The following is a 23,939-nucleotide window of genomic DNA, read 5'->3' on the forward strand; positions in this document are numbered from 1 at the left end:
CCTGCTCCACCGCCCGCACCACTCGCTCACGGAGATCCATCGAGCACGGTTTACCCATCCAGGCTGGCCTCCTCCCAGCCAGCATGGTGAATCACATTCCCTCGCCCCTGGGAATCCCCTTCCGATTCTAACCAACCTCATTCCGCTCCAAAGGCGGGGCGGGACGGGCCCAGCCCAGCCTCCACGCCCATCGCGGCGACGGGGCATCGCCTCTCCCGCCTGCGGGATCCTTGGGAATACCAAGAACCGTCATTGCGAGCGCAGCGAAGCAATCCATATGGCAGCCCGTGCTGGACCATGGATTGCTTCGTCGGCTTCGCCTCCTCGCAATGACGGCGCGGGATGGATAGTCCGGAATGTCCCGCAGGATCCGGGAGGAGAAACGCCCGCTTTGACCCCGAGCAGCGGCGGTCAGCTGCTGTCGGGCGAGGCCTCGGCGTCGTCGTCATCGGCGTCGTCCTCTTCGAGATAGCTCTCGGGGTCGTTCTCGATGTCGAAGCCGAGGGAGCGGCAGAGGCGGATCACGGCGGTGCCGAAGCTCTCGGTGTCGAGCAGCGCCTCGACATCGGGCTCCTTCAGCCGGACCGCCAGGGCCCGGATCTCCTCCGGGCTGCCGTCCGGCCGGCCCGGGCTCGGCCGGCCGGCGTGATACGGCGCCCGGCGGCTCCATGTCCCGGCCAGGCCGAGGCCGCAGACGAGCCCGGCCACGACCGAGCCGACCGGGCGGTCCTCGACCGGGTCCTGCCGGTCGCCATAGAGGTCGGCGAAGGCCTGGGAGACCCGCCGGTCGAGGGCGGCGGCCCGGCCGCGATCCTCGGCATCGCCCCAGACCAGGCCGGCGACCAGGGTCTCGACCCGCTCGCGGTGGCGGGCGCGGCGGGCGTCGCGGCCGCCGTCGCGGATGGCGAGGTCCTGCACGGCGCGGGCGCGCTGGGCCAGGGCCTGGCGCACCAGATGGGCGTAGCGGGCGAAGGCGAGGCCGGGGTCGACGGACGGGGGCCGGTCCGGAGGCCGAGCTTCCGCGGCCTCGGCCGGAGGCTGGTCCGCGGCCGCCTGGGCGGCGAGGGCGCGGGCGCCGGCGGCCTCGGCCAGCTGCATGCCGATCTCGGCGAGGCGCGTGAGCATCTCGCATTGCTGCAGCGCGCAGCCACGGCCATAGGCCTCGACATCGAACTCGGCGGGCATCTCCTTCATGGAACGTATCATGAACGAGATTCGCAGGCGAGCGCAATGAACATTGCGTTAACACGCCCGCCGCAGGCTCCGCCACGCAGGATGCCCGGGTCTGGCAGGGCGGCCGATGTGGGCCGCAACGGGGACAATCCGGCCTTCAACGGCCCGCTGGCCCAAGAATCTCGGCGAGGCGCGTGAGCATCTCGCATTGCTGCAGCGCGCAGCCACGGCCATAGGCCTCGACATCGAACTCGGCGGGCATCTCCTTCATGGAACGTATCATGAACGAGATTCGCAGGCGAGCGCAATGAACATTGCGTTAACACGACCCGGTCCGGCAGACCGCCAGGGGCGAGACGCGGTCATCGCATCGGGCTCCCGAGGCCAGATCCGCCCCTATGCAGATGTCGAGGACCTCATCAAAGGGAACGGGAAATTGGCTGGCTGGGACAGCGAAGCTGCAAGGTGGCGGTCGCCGCCGCCCGCCACCGAGGCCCGGGCACCGTCATCCGGCACCCCGCACCCGGAATGGCGGGACCTATCCCCCGGTATGGCCCGTCCTCTCCCTCGACCCAATCGACCGGAAGCATGCCTCCCCGTAGCGTCGCCGGTGCCGAATGCGAGGCGATCAGCAGGAGACGAAGATGAGCCCGGACAGCATCTCACACCCCGCCCGACAGGGGGCCGAAGAGTTGGTTCCGTCGCGCTACGCGCTGCGGATCGGCGAGATCGACGTGCTGGTGGTCAGCGATGGCGTGCTGCCGCTGCCGACAGCGATGTTGGCCCACAATGTCGACCCGGCCGTCCGCGCGGCCTGGCTGAAGGACATGTTCCTGCCGCCCGACGCGTTCGATTGGGCCCTGAACGCGGTCGTGGTGCGCAGCGGCGACCAGACCATCCTGGTCGATGCCGGGCTGGGCTTCGACCCGGACCTGCACCTGCCGCGGGCCGGCCAGCTGGTCAAGCGGCTGGAGGCCGCCGGCATCGATCTCGGATCGGTGACCGACCTGGTGCTGACCCATATGCACATGGACCATGTCGGCGGCCTGCTGGTCGACGGGGTGAAGGACCGGCTGCGTCCGGACCTGCGGATCCATGTGTCGGCCGCCGAGGTCAAGTTCTGGGAGGCGCCCGATTTCTCCCATGTCTCCATGCCGCCGGGCTTCCCGGACGCGCTGCGGTCGGCCGCCAAGCGGTTCGTGGAGCTGTATCGCGGCCAGCTCCACACCTTCGAGGAGGAGCATGAGGTCGCGCCGGGCGTCGTGGCCCGGCGCACCGGCGGCCACACCCCCGGGCACAGCGTGGTCCGCGTGGCGTCCGGCGACGATCGGCTGACCTTCGCCGGGGACCTCGTCTTCGCGGTCGGGTTCGAGCACCCCGACTGGTACAACGGCTTCGAGCACGACCCCGAGGAGTCGGCCCGTGTCCGGACCCGTCTGCTGCGGGATCTGGCCGGAACCGGCGAGCTGCTGGTGGCCACCCACCTGCCGTTCCCCTCGGTCGGCCGGGTGGCCGCCGCCGGCGACGGCTTCCGCTGGGTGCCGGTGTTCTGGGACTACTGACCGCCTGTCGCGGACCGGTCGGTCGGGGGGGGGGGGGGGGGGGGGGGGGGGGGTCAGATACTCCGTCAGGTCCGCGACGGTGGTCGGCGCATTGCCGTATACGAAGGCCTGGATCCAATACTGGGCCTGGGTGACCCAGCTGATGTCGCTTTGCATGCCCTGATCCTCGAATGTGGTGCATGCATTCGAAAACGCATTGATCAGATTTTTCAACTCATCGCTCAAATCATTGTATGTGGCGGACATGCTTTCGTCTCCGTCGGGATGAATTGGCGTGGCAGCAGAGTTCGAGGATATTGCTTAAAATTCGCCGGAACATCTGCGGTCCCTGCCGAACGGCTCTTAGCACGCGATGCCGGCGCCGGCCATGATCGGCGGCGTCTCCCGCTGCTTCGATTTCTACTCGGTGACGCCGCCGCTCTTCCGGGCTGGCCCGGTTCGGCCTGTCGCGCGGCCGGCCGTCCGCTACGCGTGCCCGACCGGGCGGCCGCCGAGCCAGCTCAGATACTCGTATTTCGGGCGCAGCAGCTCCATGTCGCGCTCGAACTCCGGCAGGGTGTAGTCGATGGCGGCCGTGTCGCCGCCGCCCTCGACCAGGGGCGCATGCTCCGGGTCCGCCGCGGCCAGCAGGTCGGCGATCTCCTCATGCGCCGACGGCTCGGCATCGGCATGGGTCTCGCCTTCGTCGACATGCAGCTCGCCCACCGCCCGCTTGATCGCGGCCAGCTGCAGCCCGTCCGGGGCCTGGCCGGCGCCCCAGCGCGCCAGCCAGGCCTCCAGCTGATTCATGGCGTAGCGCAGCTCGTCGTCGCGGTCATTGGTGGGCAAGGTTGGGGCGGGCATGGTCCTGTCCCTCGGATGTGGCCCCAAGGTGATGGGCATCCCCGGCCGGAACGGCAAGGGGGCATCTCTCGCGCACTCCCGATGACAACGTTGTCTTGACAGACTCAGGGCGTCCCGCTTCTCCTTGGCGCGGGGACGATGCCGATAGCCTCGCCCCCGACCAAACCGACAACGCACCGGGCCGTCCGGGTCAGGCAGGGCCGGGTCAGACAGGGAGAGGGATGATGACGAGGATCTCGGCGGCGCGCGCCGCCTGCTGCGCCGCATTCGCGATCGCGGCCCTGGCGGCCGCCACCGGCGCGGCCGACGCCGCCGCCAATTGCATCAAGGGCGATCGCAAGCCGCCCTTCACCATCGGCTGGGCCAACATCTACTCCGTGCCGACCTGGATGAAGCAGACCGAGGGCACGATCAGCAAGGAGGTCGATGAGCTCAAGGCCAAGGGGCTGGTCGACAAGCTGGTCATCACCGACGCCCAGGGCAACGCCAACACCCAGATCCAGCAGGTCCAGTCGATGATCGACGCCGATGTCGACGCGATCATCCTGATCGCCGGGTCGGCCACGGCGCTGGACCGGGTGGTCGCCGACGCCTGCGCCAAGGGCATCGCGGTGATCAACTTCGACAGCCTGGTGCAGACCGACAAGGTGACGGCCAAGCTCAACACCGATTCGGCGGACTGGGGCCGCCAGGCTGCCGAGTGGCTGGTGAAGCAGATCGGCGGCAAGGGCAAGATCATCATCCTGAACGGCCCGGCCGGCATCTCGGTCAGCGACGACCGGCGCAAGGGTGCGACGCCGGTGCTCGCCGCCAATCCCGGGGTCGAGGTGCTGGCCGAGACCAACACCGACTACAACGTCGCCCCGGCGCAGGAGGCGGTGACCAGCCTGCTCTTCGCCAATCCGGAGATCGACGGCATCCTGTCGCTGGGCGGCGCGCTGTCGGCCGGCGCGATCCTGGCGATGGACCGGCAGGGCCGCGACTTCGTGCCGACCACCGGCGAGAACTACCGCCAGTTCCTCGAGCTGTGGAAGCAGCACGACATGAAGGGCTGGGCGACGATGCAGCCCAACTGGCTCGGCGCGCTGGCCGTCTACACCGCGGTGCAGGCGCTGTCGGGCAAGGACGTGCCGGCCTTCGTCAAGGTGCCGCTGCCGGTGATCGACGACAGCAGCATCGACGGCTACCTGGCGCGGGCCGACCAGTTCCCGGCCGACGGCTACATCTTCTCGGAATACGACACGGCGCTGTTCGACAAGCTGCTGGCGGTGAAGTGAGCGTGGCAGGCGGGGGCGGCGCCGGGACGGTGCCGCCCATCCTCAGTGCCGATGGGGTGTCGAAGGCCTTCTTCGGCAACCCGGTGCTGCGCGGCGTCTCGATCGATCTCTATCCCGGCCGCGTCCATGCCCTGCTGGGCGAGAACGGGGCGGGCAAGTCGACGCTGATCAACATCCTGTCCGGGGCGCTGCGGCCGGATGGCGGGTCGCTGACGGTCGACGGCCGCGGCACCGGCCACCTGACGCCGCGCGAGGCCCAGCGCGCCGGCATCGCCGTGGTGCAGCAGGAGCTGAGCCTGGCGCCGCACCTGTCGATCGCCGAGAATATCGGCCTCGGCGCCTATCCGCGGCGGCTCGGGCTGATCGACTATCGCGCGCTGGCGGCGCAGGCCCGGGCGGCCTGCGACCTGGTCGGGCTGGACGAGCCGCTGGACCTGCCGGTCGACGCCCTGGCGCTGGGCCGCCGGCAGATGGTCGAGATCGCCAAGGCGCTGTACCGCAAGCCGCGGGTGCTGATCCTGGACGAGCCGACCTCCTCGCTGTCGGCGCATGAGGCGCAGACCCTGGCCCGGCTGGTGCGGCGGCTGCGCGACGAGGGCGTCGCCATCCTCTACATCTCGCACCGGCTGAACGAGGTGCTGGACCTCTGCGATTACGCCACCGTGCTGAAGGATGGCAGCCGCACCGCCGACCGGAAGCTGGATGGCGTCGACCCGGAAGGGCTGGTGCGGCTGATGGTCGGCCGCGACCCGGGCGACCTGTTCCCGGCCTGGCAGCCTGCCGCCCAGGCGGAGACGGCGATCGAGATCCGCGGCTTCCGGGCGGGGGTCGCGCGGGAGGTCGACCTCACCGTCCGCTACGGCGAGGTGGTCGGCATCGGCGGGCTGGTCGGGCAGGGGCAAGAGGATCTGCTGCTCGGCCTCGTCGGCGCCCTGCCGGCGGCGGCCGATGCCGCGCACATCGCCGGGGCCGACCGGCCCTTCGGCAAGGTGACGGAGGCGACGGCGGCGGGGCTGGCCTATGTGCCGGCCGACCGCAAGAAGGAGGGGCTGCTGCTGCCGCACAGCATCGCCTTCAACCTGCTGCTGCCGACCTTGGCGCGGCCGGCCCGTGGCCTGCGCGACCGGGCGGGGGAGGCGGCGACGGTGGCCGACCTGGCGAAACGCCTGACCATCAAGGGCGACATGGCGCGGCCGGTGCAGGCGCTGTCCGGCGGCAACCAGCAGAAGGTGGCGCTGGCCAAGTGGCTGCCGCTGGCGCCGCGCATCCTGTTGCTGAACGATCCCACGCGCGGCGTCGATGTCGAGACCAAGCGGGAGATCTACGTCATGCTGCGGGCGCTGGCGGCGCAGGGGAAGGCGGTGGTGCTGCTCAGCTCCGACACGCCGGAGCTGGTGCATCTCTGCGACCGGGTGGCGGTGATGTTCGCCGGCCGCACCGTGGCGACGCTGGAGCGGCCGGGCATCAGCGAGGAGGCGATCGTCGGCGCCGCCATGGGCGTCGCGGCGCCGGGGCTGGCGGCATGACCGCGTCGCTGTACCGGGCGATCCAGGGCCGCCGGCACCAGGGGCTGCGCGGGCTGTACCTGATCGTGGCGCTGTTCCTGGCGCTCTATGTCGCGCTGTTCCCGGGGCTGGTCAGCGTCGAGGGCGTGGCCAAGTTCACCCAGAACTGGTTCCCGCTGGCGCTGGTGGCCATGGCCCAGGCGATGATCATGCTGACCGGCGGCATCAACCTGGCGGTCGGCGCCATGGTCAGCCTCGGCGCCGTGGTCGCCGCCACCAGCTTCGACGGGGCGTTGGGCGTGCCCGGCGGGGTGCTGGCCGTGGCCGCGATCGGCCTGGCCGTGGGGGCGGGTGCCGGAGCGATCGTGGCGCTGTTCCGGCTGCCGGCGATCATCGTCACCCTGGCCGGGTCCTTCATCCTCGGCGGCGCGGCGCTGCTGGTGCTGCCGCGGCCGGGCGGCGACGTGCCGGACTGGCTGTCGAATCTCCTGGCCGGCCACCAACCGGTGGCGGCGCTGCTGCTGGTGCTGCTGGCGGTCGGCTGGAAGCTGTACCTGGCGACGCCGATCGGCCTCGGCCTCTACGCCGCCGGCGACAACCCGGTCGGCGCCTACCGCTCCGGCGTGCCGGTCGACCTGGCCAAAATCGTGGCCTATGCCATCAGCTTCATGCTGGCGGCGCTGGCCGGGCTGTTCGTGGCGGCGCAGACCGGGTCGGGCGACCCGGTGATCGGCACGCCCTTCACCCTCAACTCGATCGCCGCGGCGGTGCTGGGCGGGGTCGGCTTCCTCGGCGGGGCCGGCACCATGCGCGGCGCCATCGCCGGCAGCCTGCTGCTCAGCGTCATGATCAACGTCATGTTCTTCCTGGGCTTTCCGCCCGTGGCGCAATACATCGCCCAGGGGCTGATCATCGTCGGCGCCGTGGCGCTGCCGCAGATCCGCTGGAGGCGGGCATGACCGCGATCGCGACCAGGCTGCCGGGAATCCTGCGGCACAAGGTGGTGCTGGCCTGGCTGGTGGTGGCCGCGGTCTGGATCGCCGCCAGCCTGCTGACCCGCGGCTTCGGCGCCTATGGCCATCTGCGCTACCTGCTGGAGCTCGCGGCCGTGATCGGCCTGGTCGCCGCCGGGCAGACGCTGGTGGTGATCGGCGGCGGCATCGACCTCGCGGTCGGCGCGGTGATCACGGTGACGGCGATCCTGCTGCCGCTCCTGTCCGTGGCCTGGGACCCGACCGGCCTGGTCGGGGTGGCGGCGACGCTGCTGGTGGCGGCCGGGATCGGCTTCCTCAACGGCCTCGGCATCGCCGCGCTGAGGGTGCATCCGTTGATCATGACCCTGGCGATGGCGACGCTGCTGCAGGGTCTGCTGGTGATCGTCGCCGGCGGCAGCGCCATCACCGTGCGCAACCCGGTGGTGGAATGGCTCGGCTCGGCCCGCCCGGCCGGGGTGCCGGTCGGCATCCTGCTGTGGCTCCTGGTCTCGGCCGGGGTGCTGGTGCTGCTGCACCGCACGGCGGCGGGGGCCCGGATCTTCGCCCTCGGCACCAGCCCGCTGGCGGCGCGCCTCTCCGGCGTCGATATCGGCCGGACCACGGTGCTGCTGTACACGCTCAGCGGCCTCGCCGCCGGCATCGCCGGGGTGCTGGTGCTGGGCATGAACCGCCAGGGCTATGTCGGCATCGGCGACCCGTATCTGCTGACCTCGATCGCCGCGGTGGTGCTGGGCGGCACCTCGATCCTGGGCGGGCGCGGCACCTATGCCGGCACCATCCCGGGGGCGATCCTGCTGGTGACCATCACCGCGCTGATCACCGTGGTCAACGCCTCGCCCGGCTGGCGCAGCATCCTGTTCGGCGGGCTGATCCTTGGTCTCTTGCTGCTCTCCGGCCGCGAGGCGCGGCGCTAGCCGAACCGGTACAGCCGGCGGGCGTTGTCGTGGAACAGCGCCCGCTGCTCGGCCGGGGTGAGGTCGGCGGTGAAGGCCTTGAAGCCGTCCCAGACATGGTCGAAGGCGGCATGCAGCCCGGCCACCGGGAAGTCGCTGGCGAACAGCGACCGGGCGGGGCCGAAGGCGTCCAGGCAGGTCAGCACCACGGCGCGCAGGCTCTCCGGCGTCCAGTGATGGTCATAGGCCACGAGGTCGGAGATCTTGAGATGCACGTTCGGCTCGCGCCCCAGCGCCGCCAGGCCGGCGCGCCAGCGGGCCATGCCCTCCGGGTCGCGGTCGGCCGGGCTGCCGCAATGGTTCAGGATGAAGACCTGGCCCGGGAAGTCGCGCACCAGCCGCAGCGCATCCGCCATCTGGCCGGGATAGATCATCAGGTCGAAGGACAGGCCGTGCCCGGCCAGCCGCGCCAGGCCGCCGCGCCAGGCCGGGTCGTCCATGCGGTCCGGCCGGGCGGCGAAGCTGCGCGCCGGGTCGGGGTGCCAGCTCAGGATATCGCGGATGCCGACGACGCGCGGAAAGGCCGCCTGCCGCTCCAGCAGCGCCGCCGCGTCCGGGGAGTCGAGCGGCACATGGGCGACATAGCGCGCGGCGACGCAGCGGCGATCGTCCAGCCGCTCCAGCCATGCCGTCTCCGCCACCGGGTCGGCGGGGTCCCAGCCGGCCTCGACATGCACGGTCGCGACCACGCGCTGGTTCCGCGCATCGGCCCGGTAGTCGGCCGGCAGGTAGTTGCGGCGCAGCGGCGCGTTGTCGCCGAACACCATCTCGCCCCGCGCCGGGCGCAGCCAGGGATGGCGGTCCATCGACAGGTCCCAGAGATGGTGGTGCGCGTCGATGATCGGGCCGTCATAGGGCTGGGTCACGAGGCCTCTCCTGCAGGATGTCCGGCTTGCGCCGGATCGATGACAACGTTGTCTTGACAGATAGCCCGCCGCTGCCGTCTAAGAAAGCCCAATGACGGCGACCGGTACAGGGAAGGGAGCGGCGATCGTGGCCGACGGCATCATCGAGCAGGACATGCTGCATGACGGGATCCGGGGCGTGCCCCCGGGCGCCGGGCCGATCCCGCTCGACGCCGTGGCGGCGCAGGGCTGGCACCCGGCCGAGGGCACGATGTCGCTGCCGGTGCTGACCCTGGACGAGGAGGCCTTCGCCGGCAACCGGGCGCTGATGCTGCGCTACGCGGCGGAGCAGGGGGCGGCGATCGCCCCGCATTCCAAGACGCCGATGGCGCCGGCCCTGGCGGCCTCGCTGGTCGCCGCCGGGGCCTGGGGCACCACGGTGGCCGATATCCGCCAGGCCGCGGTGATGCTGCGCGCCGGGCTGAACCGGCTGATCCTGGCCAATCAGGTCGGCGGCCCCGGCGGCGCCCGCCGCCTGGCCCGGCTGCACGAGGCCTATCCCCGCGCCGAGATCTACGCCTTCGTCGATTCCGCCGAGGCCGCGGCGGCGCTCGACNCCCCCCCCCCCCCCCCCCCCCCCCGCGGCTGGCGCCGCTGCCGGTGCTGGTCGAGGTCGGGGCCGGCCGTGCCGGCGCCCGCGACCTGGCGGCGGCGGAGCGGGTGATCGCCGCGGTCAGGGCCAGCGAGGGCCGGCTGCGCCTGGCCGGTGTCGGCGCCTATGAGGGCGCCGCGGCGACCGCGGATGCGGAACGGACGCGGGTCGCCATCGCCGACCTCGCCGCGCTGGCGGCGGAGGCGTTCGGCAGGGTGCGCGCCGTGGCCGGGCCGCAGGCGTCGCTGATCCTGACCGCGGGCGGCTCCACCTATTTCGACATGATCGTGCAGCATCTCGGCCCGGTCGCGGCGGCCGATGGCAAGGCCCGGCTGGTGCTGCGCAGCGGCGCGATCTTCTTCCACGACCACGGCGTCTACACGCGCGGCCTGGCGGCGCTCGACGCCCGGCAGGGCTTCCGCCTGGGCGGCGCGGTGGCGAGCGCGTCGGACGGCTTCCGCCCGGCGTTGCGGATCTGGGCCGAGGTGCTGTCGCGCCCGGCGCCGGGCCTCGCCATCTGCGGCATGGGCATGCGCGACGTCTCCTTCGACCAGGACCTGCCGACGCCGCTGCGCCTGCATCGCGACGGCCGCCCGCTGGCCGCCTTCACCCGGCCGGAGGAGGCGCGGGTGATGAAGCTGAACGACCAGCACGCCTTCCTGGCGCTCGGCGCCGGCAGCCCGGTCGCGGTCGGCGACGTGATCGAGTTCGGCATCTCCCACCCCTGCACCTGCCTGGACCGCTGGCGGATGATCTGGGGCATCGACGGCCAGGGCCGCGTCCGGGCTGCCTATCCCACCTGCTTCGGCTGATTCGGCCCATGGGTTCCGCCATCGCCATAGCGCGCCTTGCGAAGACAACGTTGTCATCATGGATCGCCTGAACTTCCGGCCGCTCTGGCGCTATGAGGGGCAGCTGCTGGACGGCGCCCTGATGACGCTGCTGCTGACCGCGATCGCCGCCGCGGCGGGGCTGGCGATCGGCGTCGCCGGCGCCCTGGCGCTGCGCCACGGCCCGCGGCCGGTCCGGATCGCGGTGCGCGCCTATGTCGAGCTGATCCGCAACACCCCGGCGCTGATCCAGCTGTTCCTGATCTTCTTCGTGCTGCCGGGCATCGGGCTGAAGCTGCCGCCCTTCGAGGCCGCCGCCGTGGCGCTCAGCCTCTATTTCGGTGCCTATGCGACGGAGATCGTGCGCTCCGGCCTCGACTCGATCCATCGCAGCCAGATGGAGGCGGCGACCTGCCTGGGGCTGGGGCGCTGGCAGGTGTTCCGCCACATCGTGCTGCTGCCGGCGCTGCGCAACGTCTACCCGTCGCTCACCAGCCAGTTCGTCCTGCTGCTGCTCGGCTCCTCGCTCGCCTCCCAGGTCTCGGCGGAGGAGCTGTTCCACACCGCCGGCTTCATCGAGAGCCGAAGCTTCCGCAGCTTCGAGGTCTATGCCGTGGTCTGCGCGATGTATCTGGCGATGGTGGTGGCCTGCAAGCTGCTGTTCGCGGCGGTCGGCCGGCTGGCCTTCCGCTGGCCGGTCCGGCGCTAGGGGAAGGGCGGGATGCGAATCTTCTCCGCCGGCGACCTGCTGTCGCTCCTGTCCGCGTTGCAATGGACCGTGGTCCTCACCCTGATCGCGCTGGGCTGCGGCGGGCCGCTGGCGCTCGGCCTCGCCGTGATGCGCGCCGGCCGGGCGGCGCTGCCGCGCTGGATCGCGGCGCTGCTGCTGCAGCTGGTGCAGGGCGTGCCGCTGCTGGGCCTGCTGATGTTCATCTATTTCGGCATGCCGGTGTTCCTCGGCGTCGACGTGCCGGCGCTGGTGGCCGTCGCCGTCGCCTACACCATCTGGACCGCCGTGTTCCTCGGCGAGATCTGGCGCGGCGGCATCGAGGCGGTGAAGCCGGCGCAGTGGGAGGCGGCGGAGTGCCTCGGCCTGACCAAGTGGCAGCAGTTCCGCTGGATCATCGGCCCGCAGGCCTTCCGCATCGCCCTGCCGGCCACGGTCGGCTTCCTGGTGCAGCTGGTGAAGAACACCTCGCTGGCCTCGATCGTCGGCTTCGTCGAGCTGGCGCGGGCCGGGCAGATGGCCAGCGCCGCCACCTTCCAGCCGCTGCTGACCTACACCGTCGTCGCCGCGATCTACTTCGCGATCTGCTTCCCCCTGACCACCTGGTCGCGCTCGCTGGAGGCCCGTCTCAATGGCGCTCGTTGAAGTCCGGAACCTGCGCAAGCGCTTCGGCCCGGTCGAGGTGCTGAAGGGCGTCTCGCTGGACGTGGCGGAGGGCGAGATCGTCACCATCATCGGCCGCTCCGGCTCCGGCAAGTCGACGCTGCTGCGCTGCATCAATGCGCTGGAGACGATCGAGGACGGCGAGGTGCGGATCGAGGGCAAGCCGGTCCGCGCCGGGATGAAGGACCTGCGGGCGCTGCGCCAGCGCGTCGGCATCGTGTTCCAGAGCTACAACCTCTTCCCGCATCTGACGGTCGAGCGCAACGTCACCCTGGCGCCGATCCTGGCCGGCCGGATCCGCAAAGGCGAGGCGCGGGCGCTGGCGGCGGAGATGCTGGGCCGGGTCGGGCTGGCCGACAAGATCGACGCCTGGCCCGAGCGGCTGTCCGGCGGCCAGCAGCAGCGCGTCGCCATCGCCCGCTGCCTCGCTATGTCGCCGCATCTGATGCTGTTCGACGAGGTCACCTCCGCCCTCGACCCCGAGCTGGTGGGCGAGGTGCTGCGGGTGATGGAGCAGATGGCCCGCCAGGGCATGACCATGATCCTGGTGACGCATGAGATGGGCTTCGCCCGCAACGTCGCGACCAAGATCGTCTTCATGCATCAGGGCCGCGTCTGGGAGGAGGGGCCGCCCGACCGGATCTTCGGCGACCCGCAGACGGCAGAGCTGAAGAGCTTCATCGGCTCGGTGCAATGAGAGACCGTTTGGAAACGCTACTGGCGCGGCCGTCTGACGGCGGTTTCTCCGCTTCCGGTGCTCACGGACTTAACGTCCGCTGCGCGCCGGGTCTCGAAACCACCGCCAGCCGACTCACGCCAGCGCATTTCGAAACGGTCTCTGACGTCGGCCAACGAACGAACAGAAGGAGGTTTTCATGATCACCGGATTCCGCCGCCTGATGGCCGCCGCCGCGGCGGTCGCGGCCCTGGCGCTGCCCGCCGCGGCGCAGGCCGACACGCTGCAGGACGTGCTCGACGCCGGCAAGCTCAGGGTCGGCGTGCTGATGGACGTGGCGCCCTGGGGCTTCAAGGACGACAAGGGCGAGGCCACGGGCTTCGACATCGAACTGGCGAAGCTGATGGCCGCCGATATGGGCGTCGAGCTGGAGCTGGTGCAGGTCACCGGGGCCAGCCGCATCCCCAGCCTGCTGGCCGACAAGGTCGATGTGCTGATCGCCGCCGCCGGCGCCACGCCGGAGCGGGCGCAGCAGGTCGCCTTCTCCCAGGCCTATGCGGCGGTCGATCTCGGCGTCTACGGGCCGAAGAGCATCGCGTCGACCGAGGACCCGAAGGCCCTGGCCGGCCACAGCATCGCCGTGGCCAAGGGCACGACGCTGGACCTGTGGCTGACTGAGAACGCGCCGGACGCGCAGTATGTCCGCTTCGAGGACGCGCCCTCGGCCGTCGCCGCCTACCTGTCGGGCCAGGCCGAGATGTTCGCCGAGAACAGCGCCATCGCCCGCACCGTGTCGCAGCAGAATCCGGGCAAGGAGGTGGAGCTGAAGTTCCTGATCCGCCAGTCGCCCGCCCATGTCGTGGTCAGGCACGGCGAGCAGGACCTGCTGAACTGGATCAACACCTTCCTCTACTACAACCGCCTCAACGGCAAGCTGGCGAAGCTGCAGACTACCTGGTTCGGCGCGCCGCAGCAGGTGCCGCTGATGTAGTACCGGCGGCTTGAATATGACCCGTCATGGCGAGCCCCGAAGGGGCGTGGCCATCCAGCGGCACCGGTCCCTGGATGGCCACGTCGCTGCGCTCCTCGCCATGACGGGGAAGGGCTGGAGAGTCGATCTCAAATTAAGCCGCCGCCTTGCCCGGGCGGCGTCCCCTACGCCCCGAGGACCGAGATGCACACGGGTCTGTTCCACACCATCGATTTCGACGCCGACGGCCGCGTCCTGGACCATCTGGGCCTGCCCTTCTCGGTCGACCGGTCGCCTTATTTCCACGTCAAGGTCCCGGTCGCGCGGATCAAGAACGGCGACGGGCCGCGGGTGCTGCTGATGGCCGGCAACCATGGCGACGAATATGAGGGCGAATTCGCCCTGGCCCGGCTGATCCGCCGGCTGGACCCGGCCCACATGCGCGGCGCGGTGACCATCCTGCCGATGACCAACGCGCCGGCGGTGCGGGCGTCGAAGCGCTGCTCGCCGCTCGACGGCGGCAACCTCAACCGCGCCTTCCCGGGCGACCCGGACGGCACGCCGACCCGGCGCATCGCCCATTTCCTCGAGCATGAGCTGTTCCCGCGCCATGACGTGGTGCTCGACCTGCATTCCGGCGGCACCTCGATGGCGCATCTGCCCTGCGCCCTGATCGAGCGGCATGCCGATCCGGCGCGGCAGGAGCGGGCGGTGGCGCTGATGCGGGCTCTGGGTCTGCCCTGGGGCTTCATCGCCGACAACGGCCCGGCGGCGCCGACCTCGATGGGCGCCGCGGCGCGGGCCGGCATCATCGGCCTGTCCGGTGAGTTCGGCGGCGGCGGCACGGTGACCCCGGCGACGATGCGCGGCGCCTCGGCCGCGATCGACGCGCTGCTGCTGGCGCTCGGCGTCATCGACGCGCCGCTGCTGGGGCCTGCGCCGGAGGCGGCGCCGATGCGCCTCCTGTCCCTGGCCCGGCACAGCCAGGCGATCTACGCCACCGCGCCCGGCTGGTTCGAGCCGGCGGTCGAGGTCGGGGCCGAGGTGGCGGCCGGCGACCTGGCGGGTTGGTATCATGATCTCGACCGGCTGGAGGTGGCGGAGGCGCCGCTGCGCTTCGCCGAGGCCGGCGTGGTGATCTCGCACCGGTTGCACAGCCGGTGCGAACCGGGCGACTGTCTGATCCAGGTGGCCGAGGTGCTGGACGCCGGGCGATGAGGCACTTGTCGGGGGAGAGGTGCGCATGACGGATACGGAGAAGCGGCCGCCCCGCATCGACGAGGTCGCGCGCATCGCCGGGGTGTCGCCGATCACCGTGTCCCGCGCCCTGCGCCAGCCGGAGAAGGTGGCGGAGGACAAGCGCCGCCGCATCCAGGCGGCGATCGAGCAGACCGGCTACGAGCCGAACCAGCATGCGATCCGCCTGCGCGCCGGCGGCCGGCCGGCGGCGGCGCCGGCCTCGACCCTGGTGACCGCCTTCGTCTCCAACATCGCCAACCCGCAATTCTCCCGCGCCGTGCGGGCCTGCGCCGAGGTGCTGGAGCCGGCGGGCTACCGGCTGATGATGGGCGAGACCGCCTATTCCTATGCCCGCGAGACGGCGATGATCCAGTCGCTGCGCGACCTGCGGCCGGCCGCCGTGCTGTTCACCGGCGTGATCGAGCTGGAGGAGAACCGCGAGGCGCTGCGGGCGCTCGGCGTGCCGGTGATGGAGACCTGGGCCTATCCGCAGGACCCGATCGACATGCTGGTCGGCTTCTCCAACTTCGACGGCGGGCGGCTGGTCGGCGAGCATTTCGGCGAGCGCGGCTATCGCCGCGTCGCCTATGTCGGCCGCGGCGGCGGGCGCGGCGTGCTGCGGCTGCAGGGCTTCAAGGAAGGCCTGGCCAAGCACGGGCTGCGCCCGATCGCGGAGCTGCCGGTCGAGGGGCCGGCTGGGCTGGCCGAGGGGCGGACGGCGATGGCCGCGCTGCTGCAGCAGGATGAGGCGCCCGACGCCGCCTTCTTCGGCAACGACCTGCTGGCGATCGGCGCGCTGTTCGAGGCGCGGCGCCGCGGCCTCTCCGTGCCCGGCGACCTGGCCGTCGCCGGCTTCGGCGACATCGAGCTGGCCGAGGCGCTGGAGCCGGGGCTGACCACGGTGCGCATCGACAGCGACGACATCGGCCGCCGCGCCGGGCAGATGCTGCTGACCCGCCTCGGCGGCGGGGTGCCCGAGCGGGGCATCGAGCTGGTCGAGCTCAGCCTGGTGGTGAGGGCGAGCGCTTAGAGAGGAATGAACCGAGGTCCGGTCACGTCAGGATCTGACGAGATATCGAGCATCTTCGCGTTGCCTCTCCCGCCTGGCGGGAGAGGTCGGACGTCCGCAGGACGGCCGGGTGAGGGTTGGCCCGGGCCTCGACAAAGGGCCCTCACCCGGAGCCGCTTCGCGTCTCCGGCCTCTCCCGCAAGCGGGAGAGGCAACGCATACGCTCTGCCGGCGAGATCGGATGACCCGATGCGGCCTAAACTCATTCCACTCCAGGGCGTAGGGTGAGGCCGCCGCCCGTCAACAAGGCCCCGCCATGATCCGCGAACCCCACGACCTGGACGATCCCGGCCTGCGCGACCGCGCCGTGCGCGCCGCCCGGGGGCTGGAGCCCTTCGACGCGCTGATCGCCGGGGCCCGGCTGGTCGATGTCGCGACCTCCGAGATCCGTGCCGCCGATATCGGCCTGGTCGGGCCGCTGGTCGCCAGCGTGCACGCCCCCGGCAGCCGCGGTGATGCGGCCCGGGTGGTCGACGCCGCCGGCCGCTTCGTCGCGCCCGGGCTGATCGACACGCATATGCATGTCGAGAGCTCGATGGTGACGCCGCGGCGCTATGCCGAGGTGGTGGTGCCGCAGGGCACGACCACGATCTGCTGGGACCCGCACGAGGTCGGCAACGTCGCCGGCCTGGCCGGGGTGCGCTGGGCGATCGAGGCGGGGCAGGGGCTGCCGCTGCGGATCCTGACGCTCGCCCCGTCCTGCGTGCCCTCGGCGCCGGGGCTGGAGGTGGCGGGGGCGGAGTTCGGCGGCGGCGAGATGGCGGAGATGCTGCGCTGGCCGGAGATCGCCGGCGTCGCCGAAGTGATGAACATGCGCGGCGTGCTCGACCGCAGCGAGCCGATGCAAAGCGTGGTCGCCGCCGGCCTCGCCAGCGGCAAGCTGGTCTGCGGCCATGCCAGGGGGCTGGAGGGGGCGTCGCTGCAGGGCTTCGCCGCCGCCGGCATCCAGTCCGACCACGAGGTGACCTCGGGCGACGACCTGCTGGCCAAGCTGCGCGCCGGCTTCACGGTCGAACTGCGCGGGTCGCACGACTATGTCCTGCCCGGCGCGGTGCAGGCGCTGGCGACGCTGCCGCACCTGCCGCAGACCCTGACGATCTGCACCGACGACATCTTCCCGGACGACCTGGTCGCCGTCGGCGGCATGGCCGACGTGCTGCGGCGGCTGATCCGCTATGGCATGGCGCCCGTCGACGCGATCCGGGCGGCGACGCTGAACGCGGCGATGCGGCTGGGCCGCCGCGATCTCGGCCTCATCGCGCCCGGCCGCCGCGCCGACCTGGTCGTGCTCGACGGGCTGGAGACGCTGGGGGTGGAGCGGGTCTTCGCCTCCGGCCGCGAGGTCGCGGCGGCGGGGCGGCTGACCGGCGGGCCGCCGGGCCGGCCGGCCGACGCCTTCCACGACACCATGAAGCTGGCGCCGCTGACGGCCGGGGACTTCGTGCTGCGCCTGCCGGGCGACGGCACCGCCATGGTCAACTCGATCTTCCGGCCGCGCTTCACCGAATGGCGCGACCTGGCGGTCGAGGTGCGGGACGGCGCGGTGGTGCTGCCGGACGACCGCATCCTGATGGCGGTGATCCACCGCCACGGCCGGCGGCCGGCGACGCCGCGGATCGGCATCCTGGACGATTGGGGCCACTGGCGCGGCGCGCTGGCCACCACGGTCTCGCATGACAGCCACAACCTGACCGTGTTCGGCCGCGACCCGGCCGACATGGCGGCGGCGGCCAATGCGGTGATCGCGGCGGGCGGCGGCATGGCGGTGGCCGAGGGCGGCGCGGTGACGGCGCGGGTGGCGCTGCCGGTCTGCGGCCTGCTGTCGGACGTGCCGGCGGGCGAGGTCGCGGCCGATTTCGCGGCGGTCAAGGCGGCGGCCGGGCGGATCGCCGACTGGCAGCCGCCCTATCGCACCTTCAAGGCGGTGGTCGGCGCCAGCCTGGCCTGCAATCCCGGGCCGCATGTCACCGATCTGGGCCTGGCCGACGGCAGCACCGGCGAGATCCGGCCGCTGGTCGCCGCCGGCTGATTCCGGTCATGAAAAAAATGGGGATGCGTGGTGGGCAGACCACGCATCCCCACCGGCCGGACGCGATTTCAGCCTAGGAGGGAAGAGACGAAGGCCGTTGGAAGCGGTCCGTCGCATCCGGTCATCCGTGCCCCTGCCGGGCCGGCCCTCTCTCAGAAGGCCACGTTGAGGCCGGTCAGCAGGTTGGCGTTCTCGAAGTCCTTGCCCACGCGGAAGTTCTGCTTCTCGTAGGTCACCTCCGCATAGGTGTTGAGGCCCGGGGCGATGGTGTAGGTCAGGTTCGCGCCGGCGAGGTGGTTGTCCTTCAGGTCGGTCGCGTTGGTGTAGGGCTGGACCAGGCCGTTGTTGCTGCCGGCCCAGGTATAGCCGTAGGACAGCGAGGCCAGGAACGGGCCCCAGGTGTAGCTGACGTCGCCGACCACCGAGTCCACCGACTTGCTGGTCAGGTACAGGCTGGAATAATGGGTCCAGTCCACGCTGGCGGCGATGCCGCCCGACTTGACCCGGCCGCCGAGGGTGTAGGCCTCGAGGTCGTGATGCTCCGGATTGTTGTCGGTCGAGACGCCGTTGCCGTAGGCGGCCGTGGCGGCGAGCCGGAGATCGACGCCGCCGCCGATGTCGCCCTCCCAGTTCACGCCGCCGGTGACGACGTTCTCGTACAGCGTGCTGGCGTCGTTGATCAGGTCGTTGCGGCCGCCATTGCCGGCATGGGTCGCGCCGCCCACGACGGGTGTGAAGTCGACGCCGAAGCTGAAGCCGCTGAGTGTCGGCGAGGTATACTTGATGCGGGTGTCCTGGTTGGTCAGGCCGCCGAGATAGGTCGGGTCGATCGAGTAGAAGTTGCCGCCGCCGAGCGGGAAGTCGCCGTCCAGCAGGTCGCCGAAATCGCCGCCGCCGGCGCCGATGTCGCCGGCCAGCTCGTCATGCGCGTAGACATAGCCGAAATCGTCGGCGATGGTCGGCGCGTCGCCGAAGGTGATCGTGCCGAAGCTGCCCTTCACATAGGCGTAGACGCGCGAGACCTCGACATTATCCCGCCGGTTGATCGAGTCGAAGCGGATGCGGCCGCCGTATTCGAGGCCGGAATCGGTGACGTTCTTGACGTCGAAGATCAGCCGCGCATCGCTCTGGAAATCATAGTCGCGGTCGAAGCTCGAGTGCTGGGTGTCGGTCAGCACCAGGGCGGATTGCGCGGCGATGAATCCGCTGATCTTCAGCTGCAGCCCGGACGTCACGTTCTGATCGGCGGCCGAGGCCGGCATCGCACCGATCAGGGCGGCAGCGACCAGCGCCGTACCGCCCAGCAGGACCTGCTTCATGCTTTTTCCCTCCCGGGGTCCGTGTCGCCGGAGGCACGGTCGGGCCGGCTCAGTGGCCGTGTCGGCCCGGTCTCCGCGACGACCGGAACCGTAGGCCTGCGCTTCGATCGTCACATACATACAAAAATGTATATTTCGAGCTTGGCCGGGATCCGTGGCCGGAAGGACACACCTCCGACCGCCCGCGCCGGGTCGCGACCGGACCCGCTGTTGCACATTTGCCGGACTTAACGCTTGACTCCATCCATAATGGACGATCACAATCAAAATCTCGGTTCCCAAGAAACGATCGAATGATTGCCCAGTGTCGGACTGGCGATCATTCGGATGCATACCGCGCGATCGTGGAATGGTGAAAAAGAAGGCATGATGTGCCGAAAATCGGCACATGGCCTTCCTTGATCGGAATTGTGTCAGTTCTTCCGAAATGGGGAGGAAATGATACACAGGACACCGCTCGAACCGTCGCTGTGGTACGCCACGGCGGCCCCGGCGCCGGAGACTTCGGTGCTGGACGGCACCATCGATGCGCCGGTCTGCGTCATCGGCGCCGGCTACACCGGCCTGTCCACCGCGCTGCATCTCGGCGAGCGCGGCGTCGGCGCGGTGGTGCTGGAGGCGCAGCAGATCGGCCATGGCGGCTCCGGCCGCAACGCCGGCCACTGTACCCCGACCTTCCATGTCCATGAGATCGCGACCGTCCGGCGCATCCTGGGTGAGCCTTTCGCCGAACGGCTGATCGAGCGGCAGACCAACGCCGCCAACCTGGTGTTCGACATCATCCGCCGCTACGGCATCGACTGCGAGGCGGTGCAGACCGGCTACATCCACGCCGCCCACGCCACCGCCGCCCTGGCGAAGCTGGAGCGGCGCTGCCGGGAGTATGCGGCGGTCGGCAAGGCCACCCGGATGCTGGACCGCGACGAGGCCCAGCGCCTGACCGGGTCGCCGCGCTTCTGCGGCGGCTGGATCCATCCGGAGGGTGGGCATCTCAACCCGCTCGGCTATGCCCGTGGCCTGGCGCGGGCGGCAATGTCGCGCGGCGCGCAGATCTTCACCCGGTCGCCGGTCATCGCCATCCGGCCGCAGGGCGGGCGCTGGCGGGTGGAGACGCCGACGGGCGCCGTCCTCGCCGACAAGGTGGTGTGCGGCACCGGCGCCTATACCGACGGCTACTGGCCGGGTCTGGAGCAGAGCTTCGCCCGGCTCGGCGTCGCCGTGCTGGCCACCCAGCCGCTGGGCGACAATGTCCGCCGGACGATCGCGCCGGAGAACAACACGGTGGTCGACAGCCGGCGCGACATCTCGATCTGGAAATACGACAAGGACGGGCGGCTGGTGACCTCGCTGTTCGTCGAGGGCAAGCGCGGCGCCGATCCGGCCTATACCCACGATCTGATGCGGCGGAAGCTGCAATGGCTGCTGCCGCAGCTCGGCGACATCGACTTCCAGTACAGCTGGACCGGCGCGCTCGACATGCAGCCGCGCACCTTCCCGCGGCTCTACGGCCTGGCGCCGGGCGTGGTCGCCTCGCTCGGCTATTCCGGCCGCGGCGTGCCGACCGGCACGATGATGGGCACGGTGCTGGCCGACTGGGCGACGGGAACGAAGCCGCAGGACCTGGCCCTGCCGGTCGAAACGCTGCAGCGCGCCCCCGCCTATATGCGCTTCATGCCCCGCGTCATGCTGGCCTGGTCGCGGATCCGCGACCAGCGCGCGGCCCGGCGCGACGGCCTCGACCCGCCGCCCTTCTGACCATGCGGACCCTCGACGTGACCCACCCCAGCGAAACCAAGGATGGCGATGCCCGCCACGAGCGATGGCCGAGCCCGGCCGCGGCGCAATCCGCAGATCCCGAAGACGATCGACTTCTCGGACATCGACTTCGACATCTTCACCGACCTGCTCAGCTTCTATGTCCGCACGGTCAACCTGCTGGTCAGCCGCGACCTGGACGGGCAGATGGAACCGCTGCAGGTGGCCGGCGGCACCGGCAAGATCTCGACGCTGCTGCTGGTCGGCCGCAACCCGGGCATCCGGCCCTCGGTGCTGGCGCATTTCATCCTCAAGGACCGTTCGGCCATGGGCCGGCTCCTGGACCAGATGCAGCAGGCCGGGCTGGTCGAGCAGAAGATCTCGCCGGAGGAGCGCCGGGCGCGCGAGCTGTACCTGACCGGCAAGGGCCGCCGCCTGGCCGAGCAGGTGCGCGCCGTCGCCCGCCGCCAATCCGCCGAGTTCTTCTCGATGCTGAGCGAGGCGGAGCAGGCCGACCTGCTGCGGATCCTGCGCAAGGTCTATGTCGGCCATGTCGAGCAGGCGCCGGTGGTGGAGTAGCCACGGTGGTTCGCGTCGCCGCTTCTGCGGGTGAGCCCTTTTCAGAATTCCCAGAACCGTCATTGCGAGCGCAGCGAAGCAATCCAGGGCCAGTGCGAACCGGCCCCTGGATTGCTTCGTCGGCTTCGCCTCCTCGCAATGACGGCGACGGGAGGCGTTGTGCAAAACCCTGCAGGCGGGAGAGGCTATCCGCTCCTAGGCCCGTCGCCGGAGATCGTCACCATGACTGACGCCCGCGTGGCCATGATCTCCGGTGCGAGCCGCGGCATCGGGGCCGAGATCGCGGCCGCCCTGGCCCGCGCCGGCTGGCGGCTCAGCCTCGGCGCCCGCGACCCGGCGTCCCTGGCCCCGCCCGAAGGCGCCGACGCCCTGGTCCACCGTTTCGACGCCCGCGACCCGGGCTCCGAGCGCCTCTGGGCCGACGCCACGGCCGAGCGCTTCGGCCGGATCGACGCCGTCATCGCCAATGCCGGCATCATGATCCCGAAGACGGTGATCGCGGCCGATGACGCCGACCTCGACGACCTGATCCAGGTCAACGTCAAGTCGCCGCTGCGGCTGGTGCGGGCCGCCTGGCCGCATCTCGTCGCCTCCGGCCATGGCCGCGTCGTCACCATCGCCTCGCTGTCGGGCAAGCGGGTGAAGTCGGCGGCCTCCGGCCTCTACGCCGTCAGCAAGTTCGCGGCGCTGGCGATGACCCATGCCATCCGCCATGCCGGCTGGGACGAGGGCGTGCGCGCCACCGCGATCTGCCCCGGCTTCGTCGCCACCGACATGGCGGCAGGGCTGACCAGCCGGCCCCCGGAAAGCCTGACCCAGCCGCAGGACGTGGCGCGCATCGTCGCCTTCCTGCTGGACCTGCCGGACACGGCGAGCATCACCGAGATCCCGATCAATTCGACGCTTGAGGAGAGCTGGTGATGGGGCCGCAGGTCGAGAGCGTCGAGCCCGATGCCGTGCTGCCGCAGCGGGCCGATGTGGTCATCGTCGGCGGCGGCATCATCGGCACCAGCGCCGCCCTCGCCCTGGCGCAGCGCGGCGTCGCCGTGGCGCTGTGCGAGAAGGGCCACATCGCCGGCGAGCAGTCCAGCCGCAACTGGGGCTGGTGCCGCAAGACCCGGCGCGATCCGCGGGAGATCCCGCTGGTGATCGAGAGCATGCGGCTGTGGGAGGGCATGAACCAGACGGTGGAGGCCGAAACCGGCTTCCGCCAGAGCGGCATCCTGTTCGCGGTCGAGACCGACCAGGAGATCGCGGAATACGAGGCCTGGCTGGAGCATGCGCGGCCCTACCAGCTCGACGCCCGGCTGATCACCCCCTCCGAGTTCGACCGGCTGATGCCCGGCGCGGGCGGCCGCTGGAAGGCGGCGCTGTACTCCGCCTCCGACGGGCGGGCGGAGCCGCAGCGCGCCGCCCCCGCCATCGCCCGCGCCGCGCGCCGGGCCGGCGCCGCCATCCTGACCGACTGCGCCGTCCGCGGCGTCGAGCGGGCCGGCGGGCGCATTTCCGGCGTGGTGACGGAGCGCGGCCGCATCGCCTGCAACAGCGTGATCGTGGCCGGCGGCGCCTGGTCGCGGCGCTTCCTCAAGGATCTCGGCCTGACCCTGCCGCAGCTCAAGGTCCGGGCCAGCGTGCAGCGCACCGCGCCGCTGGAGGGCGCGCCGGAGACGGCGATGTGGTCGAAGGAATTCGCGCTGCGGAAGCGCCACGACGGCGGCTACACCATCGCCAACGGCAACTCGAACATCGCGCCGCTGGTGCCGGACAGTTTCCGCTTCTTCAGCGATTTCCTGCCGGCTTTGCGCATGGAATGGTCAGGCCTGAAGATCCGGGTCGACGACCGCTTCCTGCGGGAGTGGCGGGAGGCGGCACCGGTGCCGCTGGACCAGGTCTCGCCCTATGAGAAGGCGCGGGTGCTGGACCCTGCGCCCGACCGCGCCGCCAACCGCAAGGCCATGGCCGACCTGGCGAAACAGTTCCCGGCCTTCGCCGGCGCCAGGGTGGTGCAGGAATGGGCCGGGCTGATCGACGTCACCCCCGACGCCGTGCCCGTAATCTCGACGGTCGAGGCGGTGCCGGGCCTCGTGGTGGCGACGGGATTCTCCGGCCACGGCTTCGGCATCGGCCCCGGCGCCGGGCACCTGGCCGCCGACCTGGCGACCGGCGCCCGCCCGATCGTCGACCCGAAGGATTTCCGCTTCTCGCGCTTTAGCGATGGATCAAGACCCCGGCCGATGGCCGGGGTCTAGGGATGGATCGAAGCCCCGGCCGATGGCCG

Annotated in this window: 21 protein-coding genes; 17 read left to right on the plus strand and 4 right to left on the minus strand. The window is 71.0% G+C overall.

Annotated elements, in window-relative coordinates:
• Nucleotides 1-411: 411 nt before the first annotated feature.
• Nucleotides 412-1,194 carry a hypothetical protein gene (locus tag BWR60_RS37245; protein WP_088154028.1) on the minus strand — a complete coding sequence of 261 codons (783 nt, stop codon included), beginning with the start codon at nucleotides 1,192-1,194 and terminating at the stop codon, nucleotides 412-414.
• A gap of 623 nt (nucleotides 1,195-1,817) precedes the next feature.
• Here BWR60_RS37245 and BWR60_RS24910 point away from each other — a divergent pair.
• Complete coding sequence (locus BWR60_RS24910; RefSeq protein WP_218823663.1) at nucleotides 1,818-2,735, plus strand: MBL fold metallo-hydrolase; 918 nt, start codon at nucleotides 1,818-1,820, stop codon at nucleotides 2,733-2,735.
• A 465-nt stretch (nucleotides 2,736-3,200) separates the two neighbouring features.
• On the opposite strand, the gene BWR60_RS24915 is transcribed toward BWR60_RS24910, so the two are convergent.
• The gene (locus BWR60_RS24915) at nucleotides 3,201-3,578 is read right to left on the minus strand and encodes a hypothetical protein (RefSeq protein ID WP_144445742.1); all 378 of its coding nucleotides are present in this window, start codon (nucleotides 3,576-3,578) and stop codon (nucleotides 3,201-3,203) included.
• Between the two features lie 224 nt (nucleotides 3,579-3,802).
• Here BWR60_RS24915 and BWR60_RS24920 point away from each other — a divergent pair, with 224 nt between their 5' ends.
• Genes BWR60_RS24920 through BWR60_RS24935 form a run of 4 tightly spaced genes read left to right on the plus strand, consistent with a single transcriptional unit; the run spans nucleotide 3,803 to nucleotide 8,269 of the window.
• Nucleotides 3,803-4,855 carry an ABC transporter substrate-binding protein gene (locus tag BWR60_RS24920; protein WP_218823664.1) on the plus strand — a complete coding sequence of 351 codons (1,053 nt, stop codon included), beginning with the start codon at nucleotides 3,803-3,805 and terminating at the stop codon, nucleotides 4,853-4,855.
• 2 nt (nucleotides 4,856-4,857) lie between these two features.
• A complete protein-coding gene (locus tag BWR60_RS24925; protein WP_218823665.1) occupies nucleotides 4,858-6,381 on the plus strand; it encodes a sugar ABC transporter ATP-binding protein in 1,524 nt (507 codons plus the stop codon).
• Complete coding sequence (locus BWR60_RS24930; RefSeq protein ID WP_088154036.1) at nucleotides 6,378-7,319, plus strand: ABC transporter permease; 942 nt, start codon at nucleotides 6,378-6,380, stop codon at nucleotides 7,317-7,319. Before BWR60_RS24925 ends, BWR60_RS24930 begins: the two co-directional genes overlap by 4 nt.
• The gene (locus BWR60_RS24935; RefSeq protein WP_088154038.1) at nucleotides 7,316-8,269 is read left to right on the plus strand and encodes an ABC transporter permease; all 954 of its coding nucleotides are present in this window, start codon (nucleotides 7,316-7,318) and stop codon (nucleotides 8,267-8,269) included. The genes BWR60_RS24930 and BWR60_RS24935 overlap by 4 nt, the downstream gene beginning before the upstream one ends.
• Here BWR60_RS24935 and BWR60_RS24940 read toward each other — a convergent pair.
• A complete protein-coding gene (locus BWR60_RS24940) occupies nucleotides 8,266-9,174 on the minus strand; it encodes an amidohydrolase family protein (protein ID WP_088154040.1) in 909 nt (302 codons plus the stop codon). The two genes, BWR60_RS24935 and BWR60_RS24940, sit on opposite strands and share 4 nt — an antisense overlap.
• Nucleotides 9,175-9,813: 639 nt before the next feature.
• Between BWR60_RS24940 and BWR60_RS37770 the strand changes: the two genes are divergently transcribed.
• The 8 genes from BWR60_RS37770 (at nucleotide 9,814) to BWR60_RS24980 (ending at nucleotide 18,008) form a co-directional block, all read left to right on the plus strand.
• Nucleotides 9,814-10,617 carry a hypothetical protein gene (locus BWR60_RS37770; RefSeq protein ID WP_218823666.1) on the plus strand — a complete coding sequence of 268 codons (804 nt, stop codon included), beginning with the start codon at nucleotides 9,814-9,816 and terminating at the stop codon, nucleotides 10,615-10,617.
• Between the two features lie 58 nt (nucleotides 10,618-10,675).
• Nucleotides 10,676-11,344, plus strand: coding sequence for an amino acid ABC transporter permease (locus tag BWR60_RS24950; RefSeq protein WP_088154042.1), 669 nt, complete (start codon nucleotides 10,676-10,678; stop codon nucleotides 11,342-11,344).
• A gap of 12 nt (nucleotides 11,345-11,356) precedes the next feature.
• Nucleotides 11,357-12,007, plus strand: a complete 651-nt coding sequence (locus BWR60_RS24955; protein WP_088154044.1) for an amino acid ABC transporter permease — start codon at nucleotides 11,357-11,359, stop codon at nucleotides 12,005-12,007.
• On the plus strand, nucleotides 11,994-12,722 hold the full coding sequence (locus tag BWR60_RS24960) for an amino acid ABC transporter ATP-binding protein (RefSeq protein ID WP_088154046.1): 729 nt from the start codon (nucleotides 11,994-11,996) through the stop codon (nucleotides 12,720-12,722). The genes BWR60_RS24955 and BWR60_RS24960 overlap by 14 nt, the downstream gene beginning before the upstream one ends.
• A gap of 178 nt (nucleotides 12,723-12,900) precedes the next feature.
• Nucleotides 12,901-13,692: a transporter substrate-binding domain-containing protein gene (locus tag BWR60_RS24965; protein WP_218823667.1), complete on the plus strand. Its 792-nt coding sequence runs from the start codon at nucleotides 12,901-12,903 to the stop codon at nucleotides 13,690-13,692.
• A gap of 183 nt (nucleotides 13,693-13,875) precedes the next feature.
• Nucleotides 13,876-14,889: a succinylglutamate desuccinylase/aspartoacylase family protein gene (locus BWR60_RS24970; protein ID WP_088154048.1), complete on the plus strand. Its 1,014-nt coding sequence runs from the start codon at nucleotides 13,876-13,878 to the stop codon at nucleotides 14,887-14,889.
• A 25-nt stretch (nucleotides 14,890-14,914) separates the two neighbouring features.
• Nucleotides 14,915-15,940 (plus strand): substrate-binding domain-containing protein, encoded by a 1,026-nt coding sequence (locus tag BWR60_RS24975; protein ID WP_088154050.1) that lies wholly within the window; start codon nucleotides 14,915-14,917, stop codon nucleotides 15,938-15,940.
• A gap of 295 nt (nucleotides 15,941-16,235) precedes the next feature.
• Complete coding sequence (locus BWR60_RS24980; RefSeq protein ID WP_088154052.1) at nucleotides 16,236-18,008, plus strand: adenine deaminase; 1,773 nt, start codon at nucleotides 16,236-16,238, stop codon at nucleotides 18,006-18,008.
• A gap of 152 nt (nucleotides 18,009-18,160) precedes the next feature.
• On the opposite strand, the gene BWR60_RS24985 is transcribed toward BWR60_RS24980, so the two are convergent.
• Complete coding sequence (locus BWR60_RS24985) at nucleotides 18,161-19,327, minus strand: porin (protein ID WP_179221939.1); 1,167 nt, start codon at nucleotides 19,325-19,327, stop codon at nucleotides 18,161-18,163.
• A 438-nt stretch (nucleotides 19,328-19,765) separates the two neighbouring features.
• Here BWR60_RS24985 and BWR60_RS24990 point away from each other — a divergent pair, with 438 nt between their 5' ends.
• The 4 genes from BWR60_RS24990 to BWR60_RS25005 all read left to right on the plus strand — a co-directional run bounded on the left by BWR60_RS24990 (nucleotide 19,766) and on the right by BWR60_RS25005 (nucleotide 23,910).
• Nucleotides 19,766-21,082 carry an NAD(P)/FAD-dependent oxidoreductase gene (locus BWR60_RS24990; RefSeq protein WP_088154056.1) on the plus strand — a complete coding sequence of 439 codons (1,317 nt, stop codon included), beginning with the start codon at nucleotides 19,766-19,768 and terminating at the stop codon, nucleotides 21,080-21,082.
• Nucleotides 21,083-21,130: 48 nt separating this feature from the next.
• Nucleotides 21,131-21,661: a MarR family winged helix-turn-helix transcriptional regulator gene (locus tag BWR60_RS24995; RefSeq protein ID WP_218823668.1), complete on the plus strand. Its 531-nt coding sequence runs from the start codon at nucleotides 21,131-21,133 to the stop codon at nucleotides 21,659-21,661.
• A 222-nt stretch (nucleotides 21,662-21,883) separates the two neighbouring features.
• A complete protein-coding gene (locus BWR60_RS25000; protein WP_088154059.1) occupies nucleotides 21,884-22,582 on the plus strand; it encodes an SDR family NAD(P)-dependent oxidoreductase in 699 nt (232 codons plus the stop codon).
• A complete protein-coding gene (locus tag BWR60_RS25005) occupies nucleotides 22,582-23,910 on the plus strand; it encodes an NAD(P)/FAD-dependent oxidoreductase (protein WP_088154061.1) in 1,329 nt (442 codons plus the stop codon). Before BWR60_RS25000 ends, BWR60_RS25005 begins: the two co-directional genes overlap by 1 nt.
• Nucleotides 23,911-23,939: the final 29 nt, after the last annotated feature.

It is taken from the genome of Inquilinus limosus (genome assembly GCF_002195995.1).
GTDB lineage: Bacteria > Pseudomonadota > Alphaproteobacteria > DSM-16000 > Inquilinaceae > Inquilinus > Inquilinus limosus_C.